A 24,462-nucleotide genomic window follows, 5' to 3' on the forward strand; every position below is an offset into this window, starting at 1 on the left:
CGACCATGTACGGATCACCGGCGACACCGAAGCCGCGCTCGGGGCGGCGGAGTTCGGCCGCCACCTCGCGCGCGGCCGCCGGATGGACCGGGACGCCGTCATCGCCCTCGCCCTGCGGGTCTGATCCGCGAGACCCGGAACCGGGCTCGCGGGAGCCGGTCAGAGGCGGGTGCGGAAGACCCTGATGGCCAGCGGCGCGAACACCACCACGAAACCCGCCGACCAGAGCAGCGACACCAGCGCCGGGGAGGCCACCTCGCCGCCGATCATCAGCCCGCGGATCGCGTCGGACAGGTGGCTCACCGGGTTGACGTCGGACCACGCCTTCAGCCAGCCCGGGAACGTGTCGGGCGACACCAGCGCGCTGCTGGTGAACGTCAGCGGCATCATCACCGAGAAGGCCACCATCTGCACCTTCTCCGGGCTCGACGCCTTGAGCCCGATCAGCACCGACATCCACGACATCGCCAGCGCCACGATCACCAGCAGCGCCAGCGCGCCCAGCAGCCCGGCCACGCCGGTCGTCACCCGGAACCCGAGCGCCATCCCGAACCCGACCAGCAGCGCGAACGCCCACACCTGCTTGAACGTGTCGGCGATGACCCGCCCGGCCAGCGGCGCGGTGCGCGCGATCGGCAGGCTCCGCAGCCGGTCGAAGACGCCCTTGGTGATGTCGGTGTTGAGCCCGATCGCCGTGGACAGCGTGTAGAACAGCGCGTTCTGCACGAGCAGGCCGGGCAGCGCGAACTGCAGGTAGTCGCCCGTCGAGCCGGAGATCGCGCCGCCGAACACGTACGTGAACAGCAGCAGGAACATGATCGGCTGGATGCTGAGATCGAGCAGCTCCCACGGGTTGTGCTTGATCTGCACCAGGCTGCGCCACGCCAGCGTCATCGTCTGGCTGACCGTGGCGCCGGGGCTCACCCGCCTCGGCGGCGCGGGCAGGGAGGCGGTGGTCGCGGTCATGCGTAGGTCTCCTCGTCGGTCTTCTCCGGCTCCTCGGCGCGGTGCCCGGTCAGCGCCAGGAACACCTCGTCGAGGCTGGACTTGCGCAGCGCCAGCTCGGTGGCCACGATGCCGAGGTCGTCGAGGCGGCGCACGACGGCGGGCACCACGGCCGGGTCGCGCACGGCGGCGGTGACCTTGCCGCCCGCGATCGCCGGGGTCTCCTCCACGACGTCGGTGACGACCTTGGCCACCAGCTCCAGCTGGTGCTCCTCCATCGGCCGCACCTCCAGCACCTGGGCGCCGGTGGTGGCCTTGAGCTGGTCGGAGGTGCCGGTCGCGATCACCTTGCCGTGGTCGAAGACCACGATGTCGTCGGCGAGCTGGTCGGCCTCCTCCAGATACTGGGTGGTGAGCAGGACGGTCACCCCGTCGGCCATCAGGCCGCGCACCACGCCCCACAACTCGGTGCGGCTGCGCGGGTCGAGACCGGTGGTGGGCTCGTCGAGGAACAGCACCTTCGGCCGGCCCACCAGGCTCGCGGCCAGGTCGAGCCGCCTGCGCATGCCGCCCGAGAACGTCTTGGCGGCCCGCCCCCCGGCCTCGGTCAGGTCGAACCGCTCCAGCAGCGCCGTCGCCTCCCGCCGCGCCTCGCTCCGGGACAGGCCGAGCAGCCGGCCGATCATGATGAGGTTTTCCACCCCGGTGAGCATCTCGTCGACGGCGGCGTACTGCCCGGTGAGGCCGATCAGCGACCTGACCTGGTGCGCCTGGCGGCCGATGTCGTAACCGAGCACCGAAGCGCGCCCGGCGTCGGGCACCAGCAGGGTCGCCAGGATGCGCACGGCCGTGGTCTTGCCCGCGCCGTTGGGCCCGAGCACGCCGAGCAGCCGGCCGGCCGGCACGGCGAGGTCGACGCCGTCGAGCGCCTTGGTCTCGCCGTAGTGCTTCACCAGGCCTTCGGCTTCAATCGCGTATCCCATGGGCATCACCCTGCCCGACGCCACTGACACTTTGCCCACACGCTCCACCGGCCGCTGACAGATCGCTGACATGGGCGCGAGCCCTAAGCTGGAGTCGTGAACTCAACTGGCCCGCTCCGCGACCCGGCGAACCGCGTCTCGCCCAGAGCCCGCGGGCTCTGGCTGCTGGAGGCGCTGATCGGGTTCGTGCTGCTCGTGGGCGGGTCCATCCTCGTGGGCGGCTGGGTGGGCGGCAGCGGCTGGTCGTGGGTGCCCGGCTGGTTCGCCCGCGCGCCGTGGCTGCTGCCGGTCGTCGTGGGCGTGCTGACGACGCCGTTCCTGGTGGCGGAGCCGTTCGTGCGCTACGCGGTGCACCGGTGGGAGTTGTCGGGAGATGTCGTCTACGCCCGGCAGGGGTTCCTGACCCGGGAGTGGGTGTTCGTGCCGGTCAGCCGCATCCAGACGGTCGACAAGGGACAGGGGTGGATGGAACGGATGCTCGGGCTGGCGACCCTGGAGATCCGCACCGCCTCGCACGCCGGGTCCTCCACGATCAAGGGGCTCGACTACCAGGTGGCGGCCGGGCTCGCCGAAGAGCTCGCCCGCCGCGCCGAGCAGCTCAGGGATGACGCCACGTGACCGGCGCCCCGCCCCCGCCGCCGCCCCCTCCGCCGCCGTCCCTTCCGGAGGGTCCCGCGGGCCCGCCGCCGGAGGGGCCCGGTACGTTCCCGCCGCCCCGGGTGCCGCTCAGGCTGAGCCCCAAGGTGCTGCTCATCGACCCGGTCCGGATGCTGCCGTCGCTGCTCGTGCCGCTCGTCGGCGTGCTCGTCGTGGGCGGCTTCTCCGGCCGGTCCTACCTGTGGGCTGCGCTGGGCCTGGTCGGCACCGTGGTGTTCGCGGTCGTCCGCTGGGCCACGTTCACGTACGAGATCATCGGCGACCGGCTGGAGATCAAGCGCTCGCTGATCAGCCGGTCGGTGCGGACGATCCCGCTCGAACGGGTGCGCGGCGTCGACGTGTCCACCCCGCCCATGCACCGGCTCCTCGGCCTGTCCGTGCTGAAGATCGACACGGGGGCGAGCGGCGGCGACGGCGAGGCCACGCTCGACGGCGTCACCCGCCACGAGGCCGAACGCCTCAAGCCCGTCCTCCTGCGCCGCGCCGCCGCCGCCCGCCACGCGCACCCCGGCCCGGACGCCGCCGGTTCCGGGACGGCTACCGCTGTGCCCGAGGGCGCCCTCGACCCCGCCGGGCCGGGCGCCGTGCCGGAGCGGCCGCACGAGCCGGAGGAGCGCGTCATCACCGCCGTCCCGCGCCGGTGGCTGCTGTACGGGCCGCTGTCGGGGGCCTACCTGCTCACCCCGTTCGCGCTGGCGGGCGGCGCGGTGGGGCTGGCGTTCCAGTGGGGCAACGAACTCGGGTTCGGCAGGGACGCCGCCTGGACGGCCGGCACCTGGCTCTGGGAGCACCCGTGGCTGCTCGTGGCGATCGCGGTGCTGCTCGTGGTGGCCATGCCGTTCGTGGGCGGCGTGATGTACGCGGTGTTCAACTGGGACTTCAAGCTCAAACGGCGCGACGGCTACCTGGTCGCCGAACGCGGGCTCGTCAACCGGCGCAGCGTGTCGCTCGAATCGCGGCGCGTACGCGGCTACGAGATCGCCGAGGGCCTCGCCGAACGCTGGGCCGGCGTCGCCAGGGCGTGGGCCATCGTGACCGGCCTGGGCGACTCCGAGACGCGCGGCCAGCTCCTGCCAGTGGTGCCCCGGGCCGTCGCCCGCCAGGTCACCAGCGACGCCGTCGGCCCCTACCGGGCGGAGCTGCGCCCCCATCCGCCGGTGGCGCGCAACCGGCGGCTGTTCCGCGCCGTCTTCCCGTGGCTGGCCGTCGCCGCGCTCGCCACCGCGGCCGCCGTGCTGACCGCCTCGCTGATCTGGTGGATCGTCCTGGTGCTGGCCCTCCTGCTGGCCGCCGTCGGGGTGCCGCTCGGGCTCGACCGCTACCGGTCGCTCGGCCACGGCTACGACGGCGAGCGGGTGACCGTCCGCGGCGGGTCGTTGCGGCGTACGCAGGCCGTGGTGGAGCGGCGCGCCGTCGTGGGGTGGCGGCTGCGGCAGACCTGGTTCCAACGGCGCGCCGGCGTCGTGACGCTGACGGCAGGCGTGGGCGCGGGCCGGGGCGGCTACTCGGCCGTCGACGTCTCCGAGGCCCAGGCCAGGGACTTCCCGGCCGAGGTGACGCCCGACTGGCTGGCCCCCTTCCTGGCACCCGTTCCCGAGCGGCACGGGGACCTCTCTGAGCGGCAGAGGGACCTCCCCGAGCGGCACGGGAACGGCCCCGAGCGGCACGGGGACCTCCCCGAGCAGGACGGTGAGAGCTCTGACAGCCCGGACGGCCCGGGAGGGTCCTGAGGGCCGGTCAAGCGGGGCGAGCGGCCAGCCTGGCGGCCACGGGCCGGTCGATGGGCGGCGATGACGGCCGCCGGCCTGGAACGCCTCGTGAGCCCGGACCCCGCCGACGACCTCGCCTTCTTCGACGAGCTGCAACCGTCCTGACCGCGCCCGTTCTTGGTGGATCCGGGGGGGCGAAGGAGGTCGCTTACGGCGGGTCTGCGACCGGGTGGGGCTGTCGTCCAGCTCCACCCGGTCGTCGTTTCGCGCGGATGTGGCGGGTCAGTCCTGGCGGCGGGCGCCGAACATGATCTCGTCCCACGTCGGCACCGAGGCGCGACGGCCCCGCGAACCCTTGCGGGCCTGCCGGGCAGCCGGGGCGGGCGGGGGAGACGGGACCGGCACCGGCGGCTCTTCCTTGGCCGCCGGCTTGTCCTTCGCGTCCTCCTCGCTCGGCCGTGCCGCAGGCACCGGCTTGGGCCCGGGCTTCGGCCCCGGCTTGGGCGCCGCCCCCTTGGTTTCGGCCTCAGCCTGTACGTCAGGCTCGGCGGGCGCGGTGGAGGCGGCGGCCTCCTCGGGCTCGCTCCGCACCTCGGGCTCGGCGGGCTCTTCTGTCTTCGCGGCGGTGGGCTCCTCGGCCTTGGTGGCGTCCGCCTGTGCGGGCTCGTCGGCCTTGACCGCGACCGGCTGTGCGGGTTCCTCGGCCTGTGCGGGCTCGTCGGTCTCGGTGACGACGGGCTCTTCTGCCTTGGCGGCGGCTGGCTCCGCAGGCTCCTCCGCCTTGGCGGCGTCGGGCTGCGTGGGCTTTTCGGCCTCGGTGGACGCGTCGGCCTTGGCGACGGGCTCCTCGGCCTTGGCCGCCTCGGGCCGTGCGGGGTCGTCGGCTGTGGTGGTGACCGGCTGGGCGGGCTTGTCCGGCTCGGCGGCCTGTGCGGCCTCGGGCTGGGTGGGCTCCGGGTAGTCCTCGGTCTTCGCGGGCGCGGTGGGCTGCGCGGTGGCGGGCTCCGGGAGCTGGGTGGCCGGCTTCTCGGCGGCCTCCGGCGCTGGTTCCGGGGTGGCGGCGGCCTCGGGCGCTGCGGGTTCCGGGGTGGCGGCGGCCGTGGGGGCCTCGTCCTGGGTTGCCTCGGCCGGGGTGGCGGACGGGGCCGGGGCCTCCTGGGCAGGGGGCTTCGGCTGGTCCGCTGTGGTGGGCGGGGTCGCGTCGGCGCGGGCGCTCTCTTCCTGTACGGGGAGAGCCGGGGCAGCGGGGGCCGATGCCTCCGGGGAGGCGGTGGCCGCCTCGACGGGGGCCGAGGCAGCGGCGGGCGTTGCCGGAGCGACATCCGGCGTTGCCGGGGCGGCATCCGGTGTTGCCGGTGCGGTGTCCGGGGTGGCGGGAGCGGCTGCCTCGGCGGCCGGCGTGGGCGTGGGCTGGGACGGCGTTGCGGCAGGCTCGGAAGTGGTTGCCTGAGGCGCGGTGGTGTCGCCGGTCGCCGGTGAAGGCTCCGGGGTGGCGGGCTCGGTGGGCGTGGCAGCCAGCGGGGCCGGGGCCGGCTCCTGGGGGGCGGCCGGTGCCGTCGCGGGCTGGGCCTGCGCGGGAGCCTCGGTGTCCGGGGCTGGGATGTCGGCGGCCGGGGGAGCCGCAGCGGCGGCGGCGGGCAGGGACGGGACGGGAGTGTCCTCGGGCTGCGCGGAGGACGGTGAGGCCGATGGCGGCAGGAAGGAGGGCGCCGACGACCTGTACGGCGACGGCGTCTCAGGCGACCGGCTCTCGGCAGGCGGCCGGGTTTCGGCAGGCGACCGCGACTCGGCGGGCGCGTACGGCTCGGCCGAGGGCGACGACGCGGCAGGCGACGGCGCGGCAGGCGACGGCGCGGCCGGTGGCGGGGTGAAGGAAGGCTGGGGGTCGGGGTCGCGGGTGGGGCGGGGGGCGTAGAAGGACTCGGAGTCCGTCGCCCGTGACTGGCCGAAGTCGGGCAGCCAGGGTGAGGAACCGGCCCGGCGGTGCGGGTCGGCGGGGCGGGTCTGGCCGGTCTCCCGGGCGGGGTCGCGCGGCGGCTGCCGGTCGAACGGCGCCTCCAGGGCGGGCTCCGGATCGGGCTCGTTGCGGATGACCGAGGGGAACGGCAGCGGGTCGGAGGCCAGCGGCGGCACCGGCTGGAGCTTGGCGACGCGGGGTGTGAAGGGCGTGACCGTGGTGTCCTCGGTCACGGGGTCGGGGTCGAAGTCGGCGGACGACAGGCGCAGCGCCTCGTCGTCGTGCGGGGTGACGTGGCGGCGGCGCGGGTCGAAGAGCCATTCGGCGTGTCTCGTGTGACCGTTCCACACGTAGCCGAGCTTGACCCGCCACAGGCCGTCGTCGCGCTTGGCGGAGTCCCAGTCGATCTCGTCGGTGGGCACGCCGCGGCGGTTGAGGCGCTCGGCGACGAGCTCGCCGAGGGTGGGGCCGGGCGAGGACTCGCCGGGCATGCGGACGGTGACGCGCTGGGCCTGCTGGGCGACGTACTCGCGCTCCTGGAGGACCGGGCCCTCGAACCAGCGGACGCGCTCGACCGGGATGCCGGCGGTCGCGGCGATCTCTTCCGCGGTCTCACCTGCTCGGATGCGGGCCTGGATCTCCTTGGGACGCAACGGGCTCTCCACTTCGATCTCGTACTGGCCGAGACGGGAGAAGTTGCCGCGGACGGCAGCACGGAGCCGGTCGTCCACGGGGAGCGTGAAGCGTGTACCCCGTCCGGCAGTCGCCAGCACGAGGTAGGTGCCGTCCTCACTCACCGCGACGAGTCGGAGCTCCTGCATGCGAGTCCCTTCGTCAGCGTCGCCATTCTTCCCCCGGACCCTTGAGTCTCTCGCGTGTGCCGGTTGCCTGCCAGCACCGTACCCGGCATGTCCGAACATCGCCTTCCTGGGATAGCCCGGAGGCGATGTGACGCCGGTCACATTTGACGAATCCATCCCCTTCAGAGCCCACCGGTGCGCAGGAGGAGGTTAGAGCTCCTCGACGGATTCTGGCGAATCGCGCCGCGCACCGACGGGCACTTGAGCCAAGTCGCCAGATCCGCCGGATTTGCGCCCGGATGGGACTCCAGGTATCCGGCTGCGGCGCCGGCGAGATGGGGTGCGGCGGCGGTGTAGGCGGGTTCGCCGGGCGCGGTCCGGCAGGCGCCGGGGCCGGTGGCGGTGACGAAGACGCCGGATCTGACGAGGGCGCGCAGGGCGGTGGTGAGGGCGGGGGAGCCGGCGGTGTCGAGCGGGACGCTGGTGACGGCGGGGCCGCGCGCGTGCCGGCGCACCCAGTCGAGCCCGGCGAGCACGTCCGAGAGCCTGCCGGCGCCGTGGCAGCCGAGCGTCCGCACGGAGGCGATCCTGGCGTGGGGCGCGGCGGCGGCGACGGCGCGGGCGGCGCGGGTGCCGTGCCCGGTGCAGTCGTGGCCGGTGCCGCCCGTGGCGTCGAAGGCCCGCCAGGCGCGGTCGCCGAACCGGTCCACGTCCATGCCGCTGTCGACCACGTACACGGTGACGCCGCGCCCGCCGGGGGTGCGGGCGGGGGTGGCCGCGCGCCCGGGGGCGGGGCGGATGGCGCGGTCGGGTTCGAGGGCGAGCACGCGCGGGTCGGCGCGCAGCTCGGCCTCCTCGGCGGCGTTGAGCACGGTGGCGAAGCCGGGCAGGGCGGCGGTGTAGTAGCGGCGCACTCGCCAGCGCACCTCGCCGACGAGGTCGCGGGCGGCCGCCCGGTCGCGCGCGGTGACGATGTACGGGTGCGCGGGCTCGGCGTGGCGGGGCCGGGCGGCCAGGCCGGAGGCGGGCGTCATGAGGGGGACAGCGGTGGTGACGGCCGTCGCGGCGGCGGTGACCACGGCCGCCGCGAGGTACAGGGAGGGCAGGCCGAATCGTCGGGGCACGAGCGAAGAGGGTGCCGCCCGCGGGCCGCTCACGGAGTGCGGGACACGCGATCCCGTCGATTCGCCAGCCGGTTCTTTACCAAAGGCTTAGCCGAGGACGGTGTCCAGGTAGGCGTTGGCGAACAGGCGCCCGGGGTCGAGCCGGTCGCGCAGCGCGGTGAAGTCGGCGAAGCGCGGGTAGACGGTGGCCAGGTAGGCGGCGTCGCGGGTGTGCAGCTTCCCCCAGTGGGGCCGTCCGCCGAGCCGGGTCATGATCTCTTCGACGCCGGCGAAGTAGGCGGGGTTGGGCGTGGGCCGGTAGACGTGGCAGGCGAGGTAGGCAGTCGGCCGCCCGTACGCGGTGGACAGCCACGCGTCGCTCGGCGGCGTGACGCGGACCTCGACGGGGAAGGTGATCTTCCAGTCCGTCCGCTCGATCAGGTCGCGGGTCTCGCGCAGCGCCTGGCCGAGCCGTTCGCGTGGGATCGCGTACTCCATCTCCAGGAAGCGCACGTCCCGCCGGGCGGTGAAGATCTTGTACGAGGTGTCGACGGAGGCGGAGTCGCCGAGGGCGGCGGCGCTGACGGCGTTGATGCGCGGGATCAGCGCCGGGACGCGGGCGCCGGCGGCGCACGCGGCGCCGAACAGCGTGTTCTCCAGGAAGACGGCGTCGAGCCAGTGCCGGAACGCGCCGGGCGGGCTGGCCGGTCCGGGGTGGCGGTTGTTGGTCTTGACCAGGCACGCGTCGGTGTGCGGCAGCCAGAAGAAGTCCAGGTGCTCGTTGCCCGAGGTGAGCTCGTCGAGCGAGTCGAGGATGCGGGTCAGCGGCATCCGCCGGCGCTCGTTGCGCAGCAGGAACGCGGGCTCGACGCGGAAGGTGACGGAGGTGAGCACGCCGAGCGCGCCCAGGCCGACCCGGGCGGCGTCGAACAGGTCCTCGCCGGGCCCGGCGGTGGTCACCGTGCCGTCGGCGAGCACCAGCTCCAGGGCGGTGACCTGGTCGGCCAGGCCGCCGGTGTCGCGGCCGGTGCCGTGGGTGCCGGTCTGGATGGCGCCCGCGACGGTCTGCTCGGTGATGTCGCCCATGTTGGCCAGGGCCAGGCCGCGCTCGCCGAGCAGCTCGTTGAGCGTGCGGAGCGGGGTGCCTGCCAGGACGGTGACGCTGTCGCCGTGCCAGGAGACGACGCCGGTCAGCCCGTCGGGGCGGAGCATGAGTCCGTCGGTGAGGGCCACTCCGGTGAAGGAGTGGCCCGTTCCCACCATGCGCAGCCGCCGCCCGCTCGCCGCCGCGTCAAGCACGGCCCGGACAACGTCGCCGGTGGAGGTGGGGACGCGTACCTCGGCGGGTTCGATGGCCTGGTTCCCCGCCCAGTTGATGAAGGCCACGCGCACACCCCTGTCGTCCGACTAAACGCGAACGATACTCACTTATCCCAGCCCTCGGGGAGGGGGAACGTGTCACCGGCTTTCAGATTCTCGTGCTTGACGATGTCGCTCACCTTGACGAGGTGGTAGCCGTTCTTCTGCAGCGTCCGGATGATCGACGGCATCGCGTCGACGGTCTGCTTCACCCAGTCGTGCATGAGGACGATGCTGTTCTGCTTGGCGACCTTGAGCGTCTGCTTCTTGATCGCCTCCTCGTTCTTGGAGCTCCAGTCGGCCGAGCCGCCGGTCCACAGGATGATCGGCATGCCGAACTCGGCGGCGACCTCCGACGTCGTCAGGTCCGACATGCCGTACGGCGGACGCAGCAGCTTGGGCTCGACGCCCGCCGCCTTCTTGATCTCGTCGTTGGTCCGCTGGATCTCCGAGCGGATCGCGGGCGCGGTCAGCTTGGTGAAGTCGGGGTGCTTGTAGCTGTGGTTGCCCAGCTCGTGCCCCTCCGCGACCATCCGCTTGACGTAGGAGGGGCGGCTCTTCACGTACTGGCCTTCGAGGAAGAACGTCGCCTTGGCGTCGTACTTCTTCAACGTGTCGAGCAGCGTGCCCGCGTACTTGCCGGGGCCGTCGTCGAAGGTCAGCGCCACGCACTTGACCTTCGTGCAGTCGACCTCCTCCTCGGCGGGGGCCGCGAGCGCGGGGGCGGGAGCGAGGGCGACCGTGACAGCCGCGATGGCCAAGAGTGAACTGAGATGTCGGGACATAAGCAATGTTTCCAATGTGATGGATGTTGCGAGGGATGTCTCGACCGTAGCGGATCAGCTCTTGGCCGGTGAAGGCGCTTCGGGAAGTCTCAGGAAACCCGAACCTGCGAGCCCGACGACGACGGCGAAGACCGCGGCCCCCAGGGAGAAGGCGTAGGCGTCGGACGGCCCGTACAGCTCGGTGAGCTGACCGCCGGCCCAGGCGCCCAGCGCGACGCCGAGCCCGATCGCCGTCGAGATCCACGCCATGCCCTCGGTGAGCAGCGACGACGGCACCAGGCGCTCGGTGAGCGAGAAGCCGGTGATGAGCGTCGGCGAGATGGCCAGCCCGGCCAGGAACAGCCCGGCCGCCATGACCGGCACGCTCCCGATGAACATGATCGGCAGCAGCCCGACGACGAACACGCCCAGCGAGCGGACGAACCGGCCGCGCAGCGAGATCTGCCAGTGCCGCGAGCCGAACCACAGGCCCGACACCATCGAGCCGCCCGCGAAGGCGGCCAGCAGGAACCCCGACATGCCCTTCGCACCGTGCTCGGTGGCGAAGGCCACCGTGATGAGGTCCACCGACCCGAAGACCGCGCCGAGCCCCAGGTAGACGCACGACAGCAGGGCGATGCCGGGGATGAGGATCGGGCTGCCGCCCCCGCCGGTCCTGACCGGCTGGATCGGCGGCTGGGTGCGCCGCTGGAGCGCGAGCGCGAGCGAGCCGGTGAACATGCACACCAGCGCCACGACCAGCCCGGCGAACGGGTTGACGGCCGTGGCCAGCACGGTGACCAGGGCCGGACCGGTGACGAAGATCACCTCGTCGATGACCGACTCGAACGCGAAGGCCGTGTGCAGCTTGGCCGACCCGCTGTGCGCGTGGGACCAGCGGGCCCGCACCATCGAGCCGAGCGACAGCGACGTGGCCCCGACCAGCAGCGCCGACACGTACAGCGTCCAGTCGGGCAGGCCGAGCCCGGCGCTGAGCATGAGGGCGGCGAGCGCGAGCGCGTTCAGGGTGGCGAAGGGGACGATCACCCGGCTCTGGCCGAACCGGTCCGTCAGCCGCGCCGACATGGGGGCGGCCACGGCGAAGGCGACGTTGCAGGCCCCGGCCACCGCGCCGGCGACCGCGAAGGAGTCCGTGACGCCCTCGATGAGCAGCACGACCCCGATGCCGAGCATGGACATCGGCATCCGGCCGACGAAGCCGGCCAGGACGAAACCCTTGACGCCGGGCCCTTTGAACAACCCCCGGTAAGGCCCGACCATCCGCGTTTCTCCTTACTGTGCCGACACACCCTCGCGCATCATCTGTCCGGATCGCAACCTGTTTCCGGCACGTGGGTTAACGTGTGCCGCGTGTCCGGTCTTCCCTCTTTGCGCGGCGCACTGCTCATGGTCGCCGCGGTGCTCACCGTCACGCTCGCGGCCGCGGGCGTCGTGCTGCTCCTGGGCGAGGACCCGTTCGAGACGACGACGGCGCCGCAGCCCCGGACCGTGCGGCGGGAGACCCCCGCGCTCGACAAGCTCGTTCCCACGACGGCCCCTGTCAAGGACTTCGGCCAGGGCGGCGCCGGTGTCACGCCCACCCCGCCCCGGGTGCTCGCCATCGCCCCCGGCACCGTGCCCCAGCAGGCCCGCCACCGGCTCGCCGCGCTCAAGCACGTGCAGAAGGCCCTCGTGGTCGACGCCGGCTCGGTCAAGGTGTCGGGCACCGGGCTGAACCTGCTCGCGGTCGACCCCGCCGACTTCCGCTCCTGGACCCCCAAGGTCGTCGCCGACCAGCCCGGCGTGTGGAGCGCGCTGGCCCGGGGCGAGGTCGTCGCCGACTCGGCGGCCATGCGCAAGTACGGCCTGACGCTGGGCGCGTACTACCAGGTGGGCGGCGGGCCGAGGCTGCGCGTGGGCGCGTCGGCCCCGCTCGGGCTGACCGGCGTCGACGGCCTGGTCGGCGCCGACCTGGGCCGCACCCTCGGCATGGCGCAGGGCGTGGCGGTGCTGCTGCACGGCAAGGAGGGCGGCATCAGCGAGAAGGGCGTGCGCAAGGTGCTCGGCAAGGGCAGCCAGGTCGTCATGCTGGGCACCGCGCGGCGTACCGAGGCCAAGCGCGAGCAGCCCGCCACGGCCACGGCCGCCCGGCCCGGCAGCTACCTGGAGCTGTACAAGCAGTCGGCGACCCGCTGCCCCGGCCTGTCGTGGACCGTGCTGGCCGCGATCGGGCAGGTGGAGAGCGGGCACGGGCGCAACAACGGCCCGTCCAGCGCGGGCGCGCTCGGGCCGATGCAGTTCATGCCCGCCACCTGGAAGGCGTACGGGGTCGACGGCGACGGGGACGGCGAGCGCGACATCTGGAGCCCGTACGACGCGGTGCCGGGCGCGGCCAACTACCTGTGCAAGACGGGCGCCGGCCAGGGCGGCGAGAAGCTGCGCAAGGCCGTGTGGCACTACAATCACTCGTGGGACTACGTGAACAAGGTCCTGAGCATCGCCGAGGCCTACGCCCGCGCCTACGCCTGACGGCGGCGCGGGGCCGGGCAGCAGGTCAGCGCGCAGGCGACCGGCTCGGGCTCGTCCATCAGCTCGCGCACCATCCGCACGAACGCCGGATGGGTGCCCGCGGTCGCCGCACGCTCCATCGGCAGCCCGATCTCGGCGGCCACCTGACGGGCCTCGGTGTCGAGGTCGTAGACGACCTCCATGTGGTCGGAGACGAACCCGATCGGCACCAGCACCACCGAGCCCGCGTCGACCTGACGCAGGTGGTCGCAGACGTCCGGCTCCAGCCACGGCACCTGCGGCGGGCCGCTGCGCGACTGCCACACCAGGTCCCAGGGCTCGTCGCGGCCGAGCGCCTCGCTGACGAGCCGGGCCGTGCGGCGCAGCTGCGTCTCGTACAGGCCGCCCGCCGGGCCCGCGGTCTCGGCCATCGTGACCGGGATGCTGTGGGCGGTGAACACCAGCCGGGCGTCGTCGCGGCCCAGCCGCTCCAGCGCCTGCCGGGTGTGGTCGGCCATCGCCTCGACGAACGACGGATGGTCGCCGAAGTGGCGCATCTTGACCAGCTCGGGGCCGCCCTCGAAGGAGATGCGGGCGATGTCCTCGTAGTACTGGCGGCAGCTCGAATAGCCGGCGTAGGCGGAGGTGGCGAAGACCGCCGCCCTGCGCACCCCGTCGCCGGCCATCCGCTTGACGGTCTCCTCGCCGAACGGGTGCCAGTTGCGGTTGCCCCAGTAAACCGGCACGCCGGCGATCGGGCGCAGGGCCTCGACCAGGTCGCGGCACTGCTGGTTGATCGGGCTGACGCCGCCGAAGCTCTGGTAGTGCTCGGCGACCTCCATCAGCCGCTCTCGGGGCACCCCGCGGCCCCGCACCACGTTCTCCAGGAAGGGCAGCACGTCGTCGGGGCCTTCGGGACCGCCGAACGACAGCACCAGCAGCGCGTCGTAATCTCCCACGTGAGCAACCTTATGCGCGCGTGCCCGTGGTCCTCTCACGAGGTAGGTTCGGATGGGTGACCGCATTTCACGACATTCGCGATTATGTCGCGATCCCCCGAGTTCTCTCCCTGAAGCTCTCACCCGACGGCTCCCGTCTCGTGTCGGCCGTGCAGTCGCTCAACCCCGACGGCAAGTCGTACGGGACCGCCCTGTGGGCCGTCACGCCGGACGGCGAGCCCGGCAGCGAGCCGTACCGGCTGACCAGGTCGGCCAAGGGGGAGACCCAGGCGGTCTTCACCGCCTCCGGGGACCTCCTGTTCACCTCGGCCCGCCCCGACCCCACCGCCAAGGACGACGGGGACGAGACGCCCGCCCTGTGGCTGCTGCCGCGCCAGGGCGGCGAGGCCCGCCAGGTGGCGAGCCGCCCCGGCGGCATCGGCGCCGTCCGCACCGCCGGCGACGTGGTGGTGTTCGCCTCCGACGTGCTCGACGGCGACGAGGCGGACGAGGAGGAACGGCGCAAGGCGCGCAAGGACGCCGGGATCAGCGCCATCCTGCACGAGGGCTACCCGGTGCGCTACTGGGACCACGACCTCGGCCCCGGCCGCACCCGGCTGTTCACCGGCAGGCTCGGCGCCGACCGCCTGGAGGACGTGCGCGAGCTGACCCCCGAGCCCGGCGAGGCGCTGCGCGACGCCGCCTTCGAGCTCACCCCCGACGGCCGCACGGTGATCACCACCTGGCGCGTCCCGCTGTCGGCCGGGCAGAGCCGGATCGACCTGGTGGCCGTCGACGTGGCCACCGGCGAGCGGCGCACGCTCCTCAGCGAGGAGGGTCACGACTTCGGCGGCCCGCTGGCCGTCTCGCCCGACGGGACCAGGCTGGCGTGCTCGCGCGAGCGCCACACCGACCTGGACGTCTCGGCCCGGGTCGAGCTGTGGATCGCCGACGTGGCCACCGGCGAGGGCGGCCCGCACGCCGGCGACCTGTTCCCGATGGACGTGGCCTGGGCGCCCGACTCCTCGGCCGTCTACCTGGTCGCCGACTTCCGCGGCCGCCGCCCGGTCTTCCGCGTCACCCCCGGCGGCGGCGAGGCCGTCCGCCTCACCCAGGACGACGCCTCCTACCTCGGGCTCAACGTCTCGCCCGACGGCGGGACCGTGTACGCGCTGCGCAGCGGCATCGCTCTCGCGCCCGCCCCGGCCCGCGTCGACGCCGGCACCGGCGAGGTCACCGACCTGCTCTCGCCCGTCCCGCGCCCCGAGGTGCGCGGCACGCTCACCGAGATCACCGCCACCGCCGACGACGGTGCCGAGATCCGCGGCTGGCTCGTCCTGCCGGAAGGCGCCTCGGCCGAGTCGCCCGCGCCGTTCCTGCTGTGGATCCACGGCGGCCCCGTCGCCTCCTGGAACGACTGGCAGTGGCGCTGGCAGTCGTGGATCATGGCCGAGCACGGATACGCCGTGTTGATGCCGGACCCGTGCCTGTCCACCGGATACGGTCAGGACATGATCGACCGAGGCTGGGGCGACTGGGGCCCGCGCACCCAGGCCGACCTCGACGCGATCGTGGACGTGGCCCTGGCCAGGGACGACATCGACGCCGAGCGCATCGGCGCGATGGGCGGCTCGTTCGGCGGCTACATGGCCAACTGGATCGCCGGCCACAGCGACCGCTACCGCGCCATCGTCACGCACGCCTCCCTGTGGAACCTCGACCAGTTCGCCGGCACCACCGACGCCTCCGCCTACTGGCAGCGCGAGTTCGGCGCGCCCGGCTCCGACCGCTACGCCCGGCTCTCCCCGCACCGCGCGCTCGACAAGATCAGCACCCCGATGCTCGTCATCCACGGCGACAAGGACTACCGGGTGCCGATCGGCGAGGCGCTGCGCCTGTGGTGGGACCTGCGCCGCTCGGAGGTCGAGTCGAAGTTCCTCTACTTCCCCGACGAGAACCACTGGATCCTCAAGCCCGGCAACGCCGTCGCCTGGTACGAGACGGTCCTGGCCTTCCTCGCCCAGCACGTGCTCGGCCAGGAGTGGAAGCGCCCGGACTCGGTGGCGTGATGACGGACTTCCTGCGCCTGGCCGAGGACATCGCCCGCGAGGCCGGCGACATGCTGCTGGCCAAACGGCCCACGATGTCCGTCGAGCCGGGCGCGGTCCAGACCAAGTCCAGCCCCACCGACGTGGTCACCGCGCTCGACCGGGCCTCGGAGGAGCTCATCCGCGAGCGCATCCGGGCCGCCCGGCCGGACGACCGCGTCCTGGGGGAGGAGGGCGGCGAGGAGGGCGGCGACGGCTCCGGCGTGCGCTGGGTCGTCGACCCCATCGACGGCACCGTCAACTTCCTGTACGGCCTGCCGGACTGGGCCGTGTCCATCGCGGTCGAGGCCGGCGGCCGGATCGTCGCGGGCGTGGTGAACGTCGCGCCGCGCGGCGAGGTGTTCACTGCGGCGCTCGGCGAGGGCGCGTGGCTGGGCGGCGAGCGGCTGCGCGTCAACCCTGCGGCGCCGCTCGGGCAGGCCCTGGTGGCCACCGGGTTCGGCTACGACGCGGCGCGCCGGGCGGAGCAGGCCGCGGCGCTGACGGCCGTGCTGCCCCAGGTGCGCGACATCCGGCGCGGCGGCTCGTGCGCGGTCGACCTCTGCTCGGTCGCGAGCGGCCGGGTGGACGCCTACTTCGAGCGCGGCGTCAACTACTGGGACCACGCCGCGGCGGGCCTGGTGGCGGCCGAGGCCGGGGCCAGGGTCGGCGGGCTGCGCGGCCGGCCGGCCAACATCGACCTCACGCTCAGCGCCGCACCGGGGCTCTTCGAGGAGCTGCACGACCTGCTCGCGCCGCTGCACCCCGAGCGCGACTGACCCTGCGGCTGACCCGCGACCGACCGGTGCCGAGCATGCGACGGCCGGAGCCCCTTGCCCGGGGCTCCGGCCGTCGGTGGTTCAGCGGGGCAGCGGGACGCCGTGATCGTCGGCCAGGCGGCGCAGGTCTTCGATCTCGGCGGTGAGCGTGTCGGCGAGGTAGTCGTCGCCGGAGCTCCTGGCTTCGCGCAGGCCCTGGTAAGCCTGGTTCAGGCGGCTTTCGATCGTGGTCGTGAACTCGCCCATCTCACCTGCTCTCTCGGGGTCCGTTCTCGTGGGGGCGAAAGGTGTTTGGCTGGTGTACCCAGGCATCCGCGGTCCCGAAACATGAAATTGACTGTCGCTTGTGTCACCGCTGTCCTGGCGGGCCCGCACATGCCTTACCGTGCGCTTATCGAGGCTGTGGGCAGAATGAGGCACCACGATCGGGAAGAGGTGTACCAGGGTGCGAGTGCTGGTGGTCGAGGACGAGCGGGTGCTCGCCGACGCGATCGCGACAGGGCTGCGACGCGAGGCCATGGCCGTCGACGTCGCCTACGACGGCGGCGGCGCGCTGGAGCGCACCTCCTACATCGACTACGACGTGATCGTCCTGGACCGTGACCTGCCGGTCGTGCACGGGGACGAGGTGTGCCGCCGCCTGGTCGAGCAGCGCACCGCCTCGCGCATCCTCATGCTGACCGCCTCGGGCGACGTGGACGACAAGGTCGAGGGCCTCGGCCTGGGCGCCGACGACTACCTGGCCAAGCCGTTCGTGTTCATCGAGCTGGTCGCCCGGGTACGTGCCCTGGGCCGCCGCTCGGCCCCGGCGCTGCCGCCGGTGCTGGAGCGCGCCGGGATCCGGCTCGACCCGGGCAAGCGGCTGGTGGAGCGCGAGGGCAAGGAGATCGTGCTCACCAAGAAGGAGTTCGCCGTCCTGGAGGAGCTCATGCGCGCCGAGGGCGCCGTGGTCAGCCAGGAGGACCTGCTCGACAAGGCCTGGGACGAGAACATCGACCCGTTCACCAACGTGGTGCGGGTGACCATGATGACGTTGCGCAAGAAGCTGGGCGAGCCTCAGGTGATCGAGACTGTGCCTGGAGTTGGGTACAAGTTGTGACGGAACGGCCGGACCGTGCGTCGGCGCCGACGCATCCGATGATCAGCCCGCACTCGGAGCGGAAGGGGGTGCGCCCGCAGGCGCCGCCTCCTCAGGGGCCGCCCGCCTGGGACGGTCCGCCCCCGCCGTCGTCGCCGCCGTCCTCGCGCTCCACCATGGAGCGTGTGAAGGAGCTTCCCGGCAGGGTCAGCATCCGCTGGCGACTGACGATCACCTACAGCGCGCTCGTCTTCGCCGCCGCCGCCGTGCTGCTGTTCTCGGTGTACGCCATCGTGGGCAACGCGATAGACGACGCCTGGCCGACCCTCGACACCGGCGGCTGGCTGAGCCAGGCCCAGGAGCAGCAGACGCAGGCGATCTGGGACGCGGCGAGGCTTGACGCGGTGGCCAGGGCGCGGGACGCGCTGGTGCAGAGCTCGTTCATGGCGCTGGCCGGAGTCGGCATCCTGGCGCTCATCATCGGCTACTTCGTCGCCGACCGGGCGATGCGGCCCGTGGCGCAGATGACCGCCTCGGCGCGCAAGCTGTCGGAGAGCACGCTGGCCCACCAGCGCATCGACCTCAAGGGGCCGGACGACGAGCTCAAGGAGCTGGCCGACACCTTCGACGACATGCTCACCCGGCTCAACGTCGCCTTCGACGCCCAGCGCCGGTTCGTCGCCAACGCCTCCCACGAGCTGCGCACGCCGCTGACCATCAACCGGACGGTCCTGGAGATCGCCCTGTCGGACCCCGAGGCGTCGGAGGACCTCAAGGCGCTGGGCCGTACCCTCCTGGAGGTCAACGCCCGCAACGAGAAGCTGATCGAGGGCCTGCTGCTGCTGGCCAGGAGCGAGCGCGAGCTGGCGGTGCGCAAGCCCCTGGACGTCCGGGAGGTCGCCCAGACGGCGGTCGACCAGGTGCTGCCGTTCGCCGAGCAGCACGGGGTGACATTCACCACCGAACTGGTCAGCGCGCCTACCGTGGGCGACCCGGTTCTGCTGGAACGCTCGATCAGCAACCTCCTTGAGAACGCGGTCAAGTACAACATTCCCGAAAACGGAAAAGTCTGGATCCGGACGGGAATGGTGGACGGTGCCTTGGTTGTTCAGGTGGCCAACACTGGGCAGCACGTCCCGGCGTACGAGGTGAACAGCCTGTTCGAACCGTTCAGGAGGCTCAATGCCGATCGGGTGGATTCGGCCAAGGGAGCGGGCCTTGGGCTGTCCATCGTCCGCGCCGTGGTGCAGGCGCACGGCGGCAACGTCAACGCCGTCCCACGGGAGGGCGGAGGTCTTGTGGTCACCATGAGGCTTCCAAGACGTTGATCGGCGTGTTGCCCTGCACGGGGCGTCTCGTTCGCGTCGCACATGTGGTTGGATGTGCCGTCGAACACGGTGGGGCATGACGCCAAGGCTGTGGGTTCGGCCATATTTGGCTAACCATTGCCGGACGCGTCACGCCCTGGCGTGTTGGGAGGTTCGCCGTCCGTTCCCGCGGGGTACCGATGGGAAATCTCCCCGGCGGAACGGGCACAAGACGGGCCTCCCGGACGTTAGAAGACGCGCGACGAGCGCGACGACATATTTGATGAGGGGGATGGAGTAATCATGGCTACCGACTACGACAGCCCGCGCAAGACAGACGACGATCTTGGGGAGGACAGTCTCCAGGAGCTTCAGGCGCGGCGCACCGACAAGTCGTCCGGCAGCATCGACATCGACGAGACCGATCTGGCCGAGTCGCTCGAACTGCCCGGCGCCGACCTGTCGAACGAGGAGCTCAGCCTGCGCGTGATCCCGCGCCAGGCCGACGAGTTCACCTGCGCGCGCTGCTTCCTCGTGCACCACCGCAGCCAGCTGGCCTCCGAGAAGAACGGTCAGCAGGTCTGCCGGGAGTGCGCCGCCTGATAAGGAGGCAACCGCGTGGCCGCACCTGAAAAGGATCAACAACCAGGCGACGAGGTCGCCGCCTCCGAGTCGGAGGTCGGCGAGCTCGTGGGCAGGCTCACCGCACCCGGTGAGCTCGAGCCGGCCGAGCGGCGCAGGCTGCTCGGCCGACTAGCCCGTGCCCTGTCCACGGGCGCGAGCAAGGCCAGGAAGAGCGGCGCGGGCCGCGGTCGCTGGCTGGCCGACGTCTTCCTCAACATCGCCCCCCGCATCCCCATCAGGGACCTGCACACGCTGTCCGAGCACCACCAGGGGCTGACCGGCGAGGAGCTCGCCGACGACCTCGTCCGCACCGCGCAGAAGGCCACGATGACCGTCGGGGCCATCGGCGGGGCGCTCGCCGCGGCGGAGTTCGCCGCCCCACCCCTCCTCCTCTCCGCTCCCGCCCAGCTCGTCGCCGAGACCATCGTCGTGGCCGCCATCGAGGTCAAGCTCCTGGCCGAGCTGCACGAGGTCTACGGCGTGCGCGTGCAGGGCACCGGCGCCCAGCGCGCGGTGGCGTTCACCGCCGCCTGGGCCAAGCAGCGCGGCGTCGACCCGCTGGCGCCCGCCTCGGTGACGCTCGCGCTCGGCGCGGCGACCAAGACCGCGCTGCGCAACCGGCTGATGCGCACGCTGGGCCGCCACCTGACCACGCTGGGCCCGTTCCTGACCGGCGCCGTGGCCGGGGGAGCGCTCAACCGGATGGCCACCAAGAAGCTCGGCGAGGCCATCCGCAACGACCTGCGGATCAAGAGCCCGCTGCCGCCGGGGGAGCGTCCCGAGCTAAACCCGTAGCCCGCCGAACGTCATCGCGACCAGCGCGTCGGCCAGCTCGCCTGGCGAGCCGCCGCGCCCCGGCCGGTACCACTCGGTGATCGAGTTGACCGCGCCGAACAGCAGCCGCGTCACCAGCGCCGGATCGAGGTCCGGCCGGATGCTCCCCTCGGCCGCCGCCTCCTTGACCAGGTGGCTCACGAACGCGTCGAACTCCCGCCGCCGCTCCAGCGCCCGCTGCTCGGTCGCGCTGTTGCCGCGCACCCGCAGCAGCAGCGTCACGTACGGCAGCCGCTCCACCAGGATGCGCACGCTCTGCCGCACCACCCGCTCCAGCCGCTCGATCGCCGGGCCCGAGGCGGCGCGCTCGTCGACCACCAGCGCGGTAAGCCCGTCGAGCGCCCGGTCGAGCGCCCGCGCGAGAAGCTGCTCCTTGCCCGGCACGTGGTAGTAGATGGCGGACTTGGTGACGCCGAGCGCCCTGGCCAGGTCCTCCATGCTGGTCCCGTCGTAGCCGCGCTCGTTGAAGACGCGCACGGCCACGGCGAGCACGGACTCCGGGTCATGTCCGCGTTTGCGTTCGCGTTCCACGCAAGTCTTCCTTGTCAACTGACCGAATGTTCGGTAAACACTCAACCGTCCGGTCGTTCCCTGTCAAGAGGGTGAACAACGATGTTCGAACGCAACCGCGAAACCCTGGACCAGGCCCTGACCGCCGTCGCCCGGCGCGCCTACTGGAGCGCCTACCCCGAGTCGCCGAGCCCCCGCGTCTACGGCGAGGGCGCGGCCGAGCGGGGCAAGGAGGCGTTCGACAGCCTGCTCGGCAAGCCGTTCCCGCTGGAGCAGCCCGGCGAGCGGATCGGCGCCGAGCGCTCGCCGTACGGGATCGACCTGGGTGTCACCTACCCGCGCACGCCCGCCGGCGAACTGCTCGACGCCGCGCGGGCGGCCATGCCCGCCTGGCGCGACGCCGGCCCCGAGGCCCGCGCGCTGGCCTGCGTGGAGATCGTCCGCCGGATCAACGAGCGCAGCTTCGAGCTGGCCCACGCGGTGCAGCACACGACCGGGCAGGCGTTCGTGATGGCCTTCCAGGCGGGCGGCCCGCACGCGCAGGACCGCGCGCTGGAGGCGATCGCGTACGGCTACGCCGCCATGACGGCGTCGGCCGCCACGGCCCGCTGGGAGAAGCCGGGCAAGGGCGAGCCGGTCGTGATGGACAAGCGGTTCACCGTGGTGCCGCGCGGGGTCGCGCTGGTCATCGGCTGCAACACGTTCCCGACCTGGAACGCCTACCCGGGGCTGTTCGCCTCGCTGGTCACCGGCAACCCCGTCGTCGTCAAGCCGCACCCCCGGGCGATCCTGCCGCTGGCCATCAGCGTGGGCGTGGCCCGCGAGGTGCTGGCCGAGGCGGGCTTCGACCCGGCCCTGGTGCAGCTCGCCGTCGAGGAGGGCAGGGGCCTGGCCGTCGAGCTGGCCACCGATCCCCGGGTGCGGGTGGTCGACTTCACCGGCTCCACCGAGTTCGGCGACTGGCTGGAGCGCAACGCCGGGCAGGCGCTCGTCCACACGGAGAAGGCCGGGGTCAACACCGTCGTCGTCGACTCGACCGGCTCCTGGCGCGGCATGCTCGCCAACCTCGCGTTCTCGCTGTCGCTCTACAGCGGGCAGATGTGCACCGCGCCGCAGAACATCCTGGTCCCCGCCGGCGGCATCGACACCGACGAGGGGCACAAGAGCTTCGACGAGGTCGCCCGGGGCTTGGCCGCGGCGGTCGACCGGCTGCTCGGCGACGACGCCAAGGCCGTCGAGCTGACCGGCGCGATCGTCAACCCGGACGTGCTGGCCAGGGTCGAGCAGGCGCCGGAGCTGGGCGAGCCGGTCCTCGCGTCGCGGGCGATCAAGCATCCTGCGTTCCCCGACGCGGTGGTGCGCACCCCGGCGATCGTCCGCGTCGGGCCCGAGCGGGCCGACGTCTTCGGGCGCGAGCACTTCGGGCCGATCTCGTTCGTCGTCCCGACCGACTCCACCGCCGCGAGCCTCGACCTGCTGCGCCGCACGATCGCCGAGCGCGGCGCGCTCACCGCGTCGGTCTACTCCACCTCGGAGGACGTGCTGGAGCAGGCCGAGCGGGCCGCGCTCGACGCGGGCGTCAACCTGTCGTGCAACCTCACCGGCGGCGTGTTCGTCAACCAGTCGGCCGCCTTCTCCGACTACCACGGCAGCGGCGCCAACCCGGCCGCCACCGCCTCGCTCACCGACCCCGGCTACGTCGCCGGCCGCTTCCACGTCGTCCAGTCGCGCCGCCCCGCCTCATGAGGATCGGCGTCATCGGCGGCGGCCGCATGGGGGCCGGGATCGCGCAGGTGTTCTTGGCCGCCGGCGACACCGTCACCGTGCAGGAGCCGCAGGCCGACGCCGCCCGCGAGCGGATCGTCCACGGGCTCGGCGTGGCCGAGTCGCGCGGCGGCGGCAGCCGGGCGCGGGCGCTGGAGCGGCTGGCCTTCGGGCCGGTCCCGGCCGACGCCGACCTCGTCGTCGAGGCCGTGCCGGAGGACCCGGCGCTCAAGGCCGTAGTGCTGGGCGAGGCCGAGTCACGGCTGGGGCCCGGCGCGGTGCTGGCCACCAACACCAGCTCGCTGTCGGTCACCGAGCTGTCGGCCGGGCTGGAGCGGCCCGGCCGCTTCCTCGGCCTGCACTTCTTCAACCCGGTGCCGGTGCAGCGGCTGGTGGAGATCGTCGTCACCGCCGCCACCGAGCCCGCCGCCCTCGACCTGGCCCGCGCCTGCGCCGAGCGGCTGGGCAAGACGAGCGTCGTCGTCAACGACTCGCCCGGCTTCGCCACCAGCCGGCTGGGCGTGCTGCTCGGCCTGGAGGCCATCCGCATGGTCGAGGAGGGCGTCGCCTCGGCCGAGGACATCGACACCGCCATGACGCTCGGCTACAACCACCCGATGGGGCCGCTCAAGCTCGGCGACCTGGTGGGCCTGGACGTGCGGCTGGCCATCGCCGACTACCTGCACGCCCGGCTGGGCCCGCGCTTCGAACCGCCCCGGCTGCTGCGCGAGATGGTCGCCGAGGGCAGGCTCGGGCGCAAGAGCGGGAAGGGGTTCTACACGTGGTGAGCAGGCCGTTCGCCTCCTCGGCGGACCTGGAGGACAAGCAGCGCAGCTTCGAGGACCTGGGCGGCGGCGTCCACGCGCTCACCGCCGAGGGCGACCCCAACGTCGGCGCCGTCGAGGGCGAGGACTTCCTGGTCTGCTTCGAGGCCATGGCGACCCCCGTGGCGGCCCGCGAATGGCTCGCCCTGCTGCGCGAGCGCACCGACAAGCCGGTGCGCTACCTGGTCCTGTCGCACTACCACGCGGTCCGGGTGCTGGGCGCCTCGGCGTTCGGCGCCGACGCGATCGTGGCCCACGAGAAGACCGCCGAGCTGATCGAGGAGCGCGGCGAGCAGGACTGGGCCAGCGAGTACGGGCGGATGCCCCGGCTGTTCAAGGACCCGGCGTCGATCCCCGGCCTGACCAGGCCCACGGTGACGTTCGGCGACCGGATGACGATCGAGCTCGGCGGCGACCGGGGCCGGGTGGAGCTGCACTACTGCGGGCGCGGCCACACCGAGGGCGACCTGGTGGCGTGGCTGCCCCGGCAGGGCGTGCTGTTCGCCGGCGACCTGGTCGAGTCGCAGGCCGCCCTCTACACCGGCGACGCCTTCCACCGCGACTGGGCCGGGCCGACGCTGGACCGGGTCGCCTCGTTCGGCGCGACGACGCTGGTCGGCGGCAGGGGAGCGGTGGCGCGCGGCAAGGCCGAGGTGGACGCGGCGATCGGGCAGACCCGCGACTTCCTGGCCGTCATGCTCGCCGAGACCGGGCGGGTCCGCGAGCGCGGCGGCACGCTCAAGGACGCCTTCGAGGCCGTGCACCGGGCGCTCGCCCCCCGCTACGGCTCCTGGCCGATCTTCGAGCACTGCCTGCCGTTCAACGTCTCCCGGCTGTGGGACGAGCTGGACGGCGTGACGCGCCCGCGCGTGTGGACCGCCGAGCGCGACCGGCAGGTCTGGGCCCAGTTGCAGTCCTGAAGGGAGCCTCTC

The 24,462-nt window shown here is 72.9% G+C and carries 22 protein-coding genes; 12 read left to right on the forward strand and 10 right to left on the reverse strand.

Going from position 1 to position 24,462, the window contains the following annotated elements:
- Window positions 1-159: 159 nt before the first annotated feature.
- Window positions 160-966: an ABC transporter permease gene (locus tag KME80_RS21455; RefSeq protein WP_219507727.1), complete on the reverse strand. Its 807-nt coding sequence runs from the start codon at window positions 964-966 to the stop codon at window positions 160-162.
- A complete protein-coding gene (locus KME80_RS21460; protein WP_219507728.1) occupies window positions 963-1,928 on the reverse strand; it encodes an ATP-binding cassette domain-containing protein in 966 nt (321 codons plus the stop codon). Before KME80_RS21460 ends, KME80_RS21455 begins: the two co-directional genes overlap by 4 nt.
- 96 nt (window positions 1,929-2,024) lie before the next feature.
- On the opposite strand from KME80_RS21460, the gene KME80_RS21465 reads away from it, so the two are divergent.
- A complete protein-coding gene (locus tag KME80_RS21465) occupies window positions 2,025-2,546 on the forward strand; it encodes a PH domain-containing protein (protein WP_219507730.1) in 522 nt (173 codons plus the stop codon).
- 101 nt (window positions 2,547-2,647) lie between these two features.
- On the forward strand, window positions 2,648-4,315 hold the full coding sequence (locus KME80_RS21470) for a PH domain-containing protein (RefSeq protein WP_308125864.1): 1,668 nt from the start codon (window positions 2,648-2,650) through the stop codon (window positions 4,313-4,315).
- 261 nt (window positions 4,316-4,576) lie between these two features.
- Here the strand turns inward: KME80_RS21470 and sepH are convergent, their stop codons facing one another.
- From sepH to KME80_RS21495, 5 genes are all read right to left on the reverse strand, one after another.
- Window positions 4,577-7,072 (reverse strand): septation protein SepH, encoded by a 2,496-nt coding sequence (gene sepH / locus KME80_RS50530; protein ID WP_246645341.1) that lies wholly within the window; start codon window positions 7,070-7,072, stop codon window positions 4,577-4,579.
- Between the two features lie 161 nt (window positions 7,073-7,233).
- Window positions 7,234-8,175, reverse strand: coding sequence for a protease inhibitor I9 family protein (locus KME80_RS21480; protein WP_219507732.1), 942 nt, complete (start codon window positions 8,173-8,175; stop codon window positions 7,234-7,236).
- An 87-nt stretch (window positions 8,176-8,262) separates the two neighbouring features.
- Window positions 8,263-9,540: a D-arabinono-1,4-lactone oxidase gene (locus KME80_RS21485; protein WP_219507734.1), complete on the reverse strand. Its 1,278-nt coding sequence runs from the start codon at window positions 9,538-9,540 to the stop codon at window positions 8,263-8,265.
- Window positions 9,541-9,578: 38 nt separating this feature from the next.
- Window positions 9,579-10,274 (reverse strand): polysaccharide deacetylase family protein, encoded by a 696-nt coding sequence (locus KME80_RS21490; RefSeq protein WP_246645342.1) that lies wholly within the window; start codon window positions 10,272-10,274, stop codon window positions 9,579-9,581.
- 78 nt (window positions 10,275-10,352) lie between these two features.
- Window positions 10,353-11,558, reverse strand: a complete 1,206-nt coding sequence (locus KME80_RS21495) for an MFS transporter (protein ID WP_219507736.1) — start codon at window positions 11,556-11,558, stop codon at window positions 10,353-10,355.
- Between the two features lie 90 nt (window positions 11,559-11,648).
- On the opposite strand from KME80_RS21495, the gene KME80_RS51940 reads away from it, so the two are divergent.
- The gene (locus tag KME80_RS51940; protein ID WP_308125865.1) at window positions 11,649-12,806 is read left to right on the forward strand and encodes a lytic transglycosylase domain-containing protein; all 1,158 of its coding nucleotides are present in this window, start codon (window positions 11,649-11,651) and stop codon (window positions 12,804-12,806) included.
- Here KME80_RS51940 and KME80_RS21505 read toward each other — a convergent pair.
- The gene (locus KME80_RS21505; RefSeq protein ID WP_219507737.1) at window positions 12,797-13,744 is read right to left on the reverse strand and encodes a ferrochelatase; all 948 of its coding nucleotides are present in this window, start codon (window positions 13,742-13,744) and stop codon (window positions 12,797-12,799) included. The genes KME80_RS51940 and KME80_RS21505 overlap by 10 nt on opposite strands.
- 56 nt (window positions 13,745-13,800) lie before the next feature.
- Here KME80_RS21505 and KME80_RS21510 point away from each other — a divergent pair, with 56 nt between their 5' ends.
- Window positions 13,801-15,792: a S9 family peptidase gene (locus KME80_RS21510; RefSeq protein WP_219507738.1), complete on the forward strand. Its 1,992-nt coding sequence runs from the start codon at window positions 13,801-13,803 to the stop codon at window positions 15,790-15,792.
- Window positions 15,792-16,589 carry an inositol monophosphatase family protein gene (locus KME80_RS21515; RefSeq protein ID WP_219507739.1) on the forward strand — a complete coding sequence of 266 codons (798 nt, stop codon included), beginning with the start codon at window positions 15,792-15,794 and terminating at the stop codon, window positions 16,587-16,589. The genes KME80_RS21510 and KME80_RS21515 overlap by 1 nt, the downstream gene beginning before the upstream one ends.
- Before the next feature lie 81 nt (window positions 16,590-16,670).
- On the opposite strand, the gene KME80_RS21520 is transcribed toward KME80_RS21515, so the two are convergent.
- Window positions 16,671-16,835: a hypothetical protein gene (locus KME80_RS21520; protein ID WP_219507740.1), complete on the reverse strand. Its 165-nt coding sequence runs from the start codon at window positions 16,833-16,835 to the stop codon at window positions 16,671-16,673.
- A gap of 199 nt (window positions 16,836-17,034) precedes the next feature.
- Between KME80_RS21520 and KME80_RS21525 the strand changes: the two genes are divergently transcribed.
- The 4 genes from KME80_RS21525 to KME80_RS21540 all read left to right on the forward strand — a co-directional run bounded on the left by KME80_RS21525 (window position 17,035) and on the right by KME80_RS21540 (window position 20,393).
- Window positions 17,035-17,688 (forward strand): response regulator transcription factor, encoded by a 654-nt coding sequence (locus KME80_RS21525; protein ID WP_219507742.1) that lies wholly within the window; start codon window positions 17,035-17,037, stop codon window positions 17,686-17,688.
- Window positions 17,689-17,726: 38 nt separating this feature from the next.
- The gene (locus KME80_RS21530; RefSeq protein WP_219507813.1) at window positions 17,727-18,995 is read left to right on the forward strand and encodes a sensor histidine kinase; all 1,269 of its coding nucleotides are present in this window, start codon (window positions 17,727-17,729) and stop codon (window positions 18,993-18,995) included.
- Between the two features lie 282 nt (window positions 18,996-19,277).
- The gene (locus KME80_RS21535; protein WP_049570503.1) at window positions 19,278-19,577 is read left to right on the forward strand and encodes a DUF4193 domain-containing protein; all 300 of its coding nucleotides are present in this window, start codon (window positions 19,278-19,280) and stop codon (window positions 19,575-19,577) included.
- Between the two features lie 15 nt (window positions 19,578-19,592).
- Window positions 19,593-20,393, forward strand: coding sequence for a hypothetical protein (locus tag KME80_RS21540; protein WP_308125866.1), 801 nt, complete (start codon window positions 19,593-19,595; stop codon window positions 20,391-20,393).
- Here the strand turns inward: KME80_RS21540 and KME80_RS21545 are convergent.
- Window positions 20,382-20,963 (reverse strand): TetR/AcrR family transcriptional regulator, encoded by a 582-nt coding sequence (locus KME80_RS21545; RefSeq protein ID WP_308125867.1) that lies wholly within the window; start codon window positions 20,961-20,963, stop codon window positions 20,382-20,384. The two genes, KME80_RS21540 and KME80_RS21545, sit on opposite strands and share 12 nt — an antisense overlap.
- A gap of 81 nt (window positions 20,964-21,044) precedes the next feature.
- On the opposite strand from KME80_RS21545, the gene paaN reads away from it, so the two are divergent.
- From paaN to KME80_RS21560, 3 genes are read left to right on the forward strand one after another with little or no spacing between them, the layout of a single operon-like run.
- Window positions 21,045-22,688, forward strand: a complete 1,644-nt coding sequence (paaN, locus tag KME80_RS21550; RefSeq protein WP_219507743.1) for a phenylacetic acid degradation protein PaaN — start codon at window positions 21,045-21,047, stop codon at window positions 22,686-22,688.
- The gene (locus KME80_RS21555) at window positions 22,685-23,494 is read left to right on the forward strand and encodes a 3-hydroxyacyl-CoA dehydrogenase family protein (protein WP_219507744.1); all 810 of its coding nucleotides are present in this window, start codon (window positions 22,685-22,687) and stop codon (window positions 23,492-23,494) included. Before paaN ends, KME80_RS21555 begins: the two co-directional genes overlap by 4 nt.
- Window positions 23,491-24,450 carry an MBL fold metallo-hydrolase gene (locus tag KME80_RS21560; RefSeq protein ID WP_219507817.1) on the forward strand — a complete coding sequence of 320 codons (960 nt, stop codon included), beginning with the start codon at window positions 23,491-23,493 and terminating at the stop codon, window positions 24,448-24,450. The genes KME80_RS21555 and KME80_RS21560 overlap by 4 nt, the downstream gene beginning before the upstream one ends.
- The last annotated feature ends 12 nt before the right edge of the window (window positions 24,451-24,462 follow it).

The organism is Nonomuraea ceibae (assembly GCF_019396325.1).
Classification (GTDB): Bacteria; Actinomycetota; Actinomycetes; order Streptosporangiales; family Streptosporangiaceae; genus Nonomuraea; species Nonomuraea ceibae.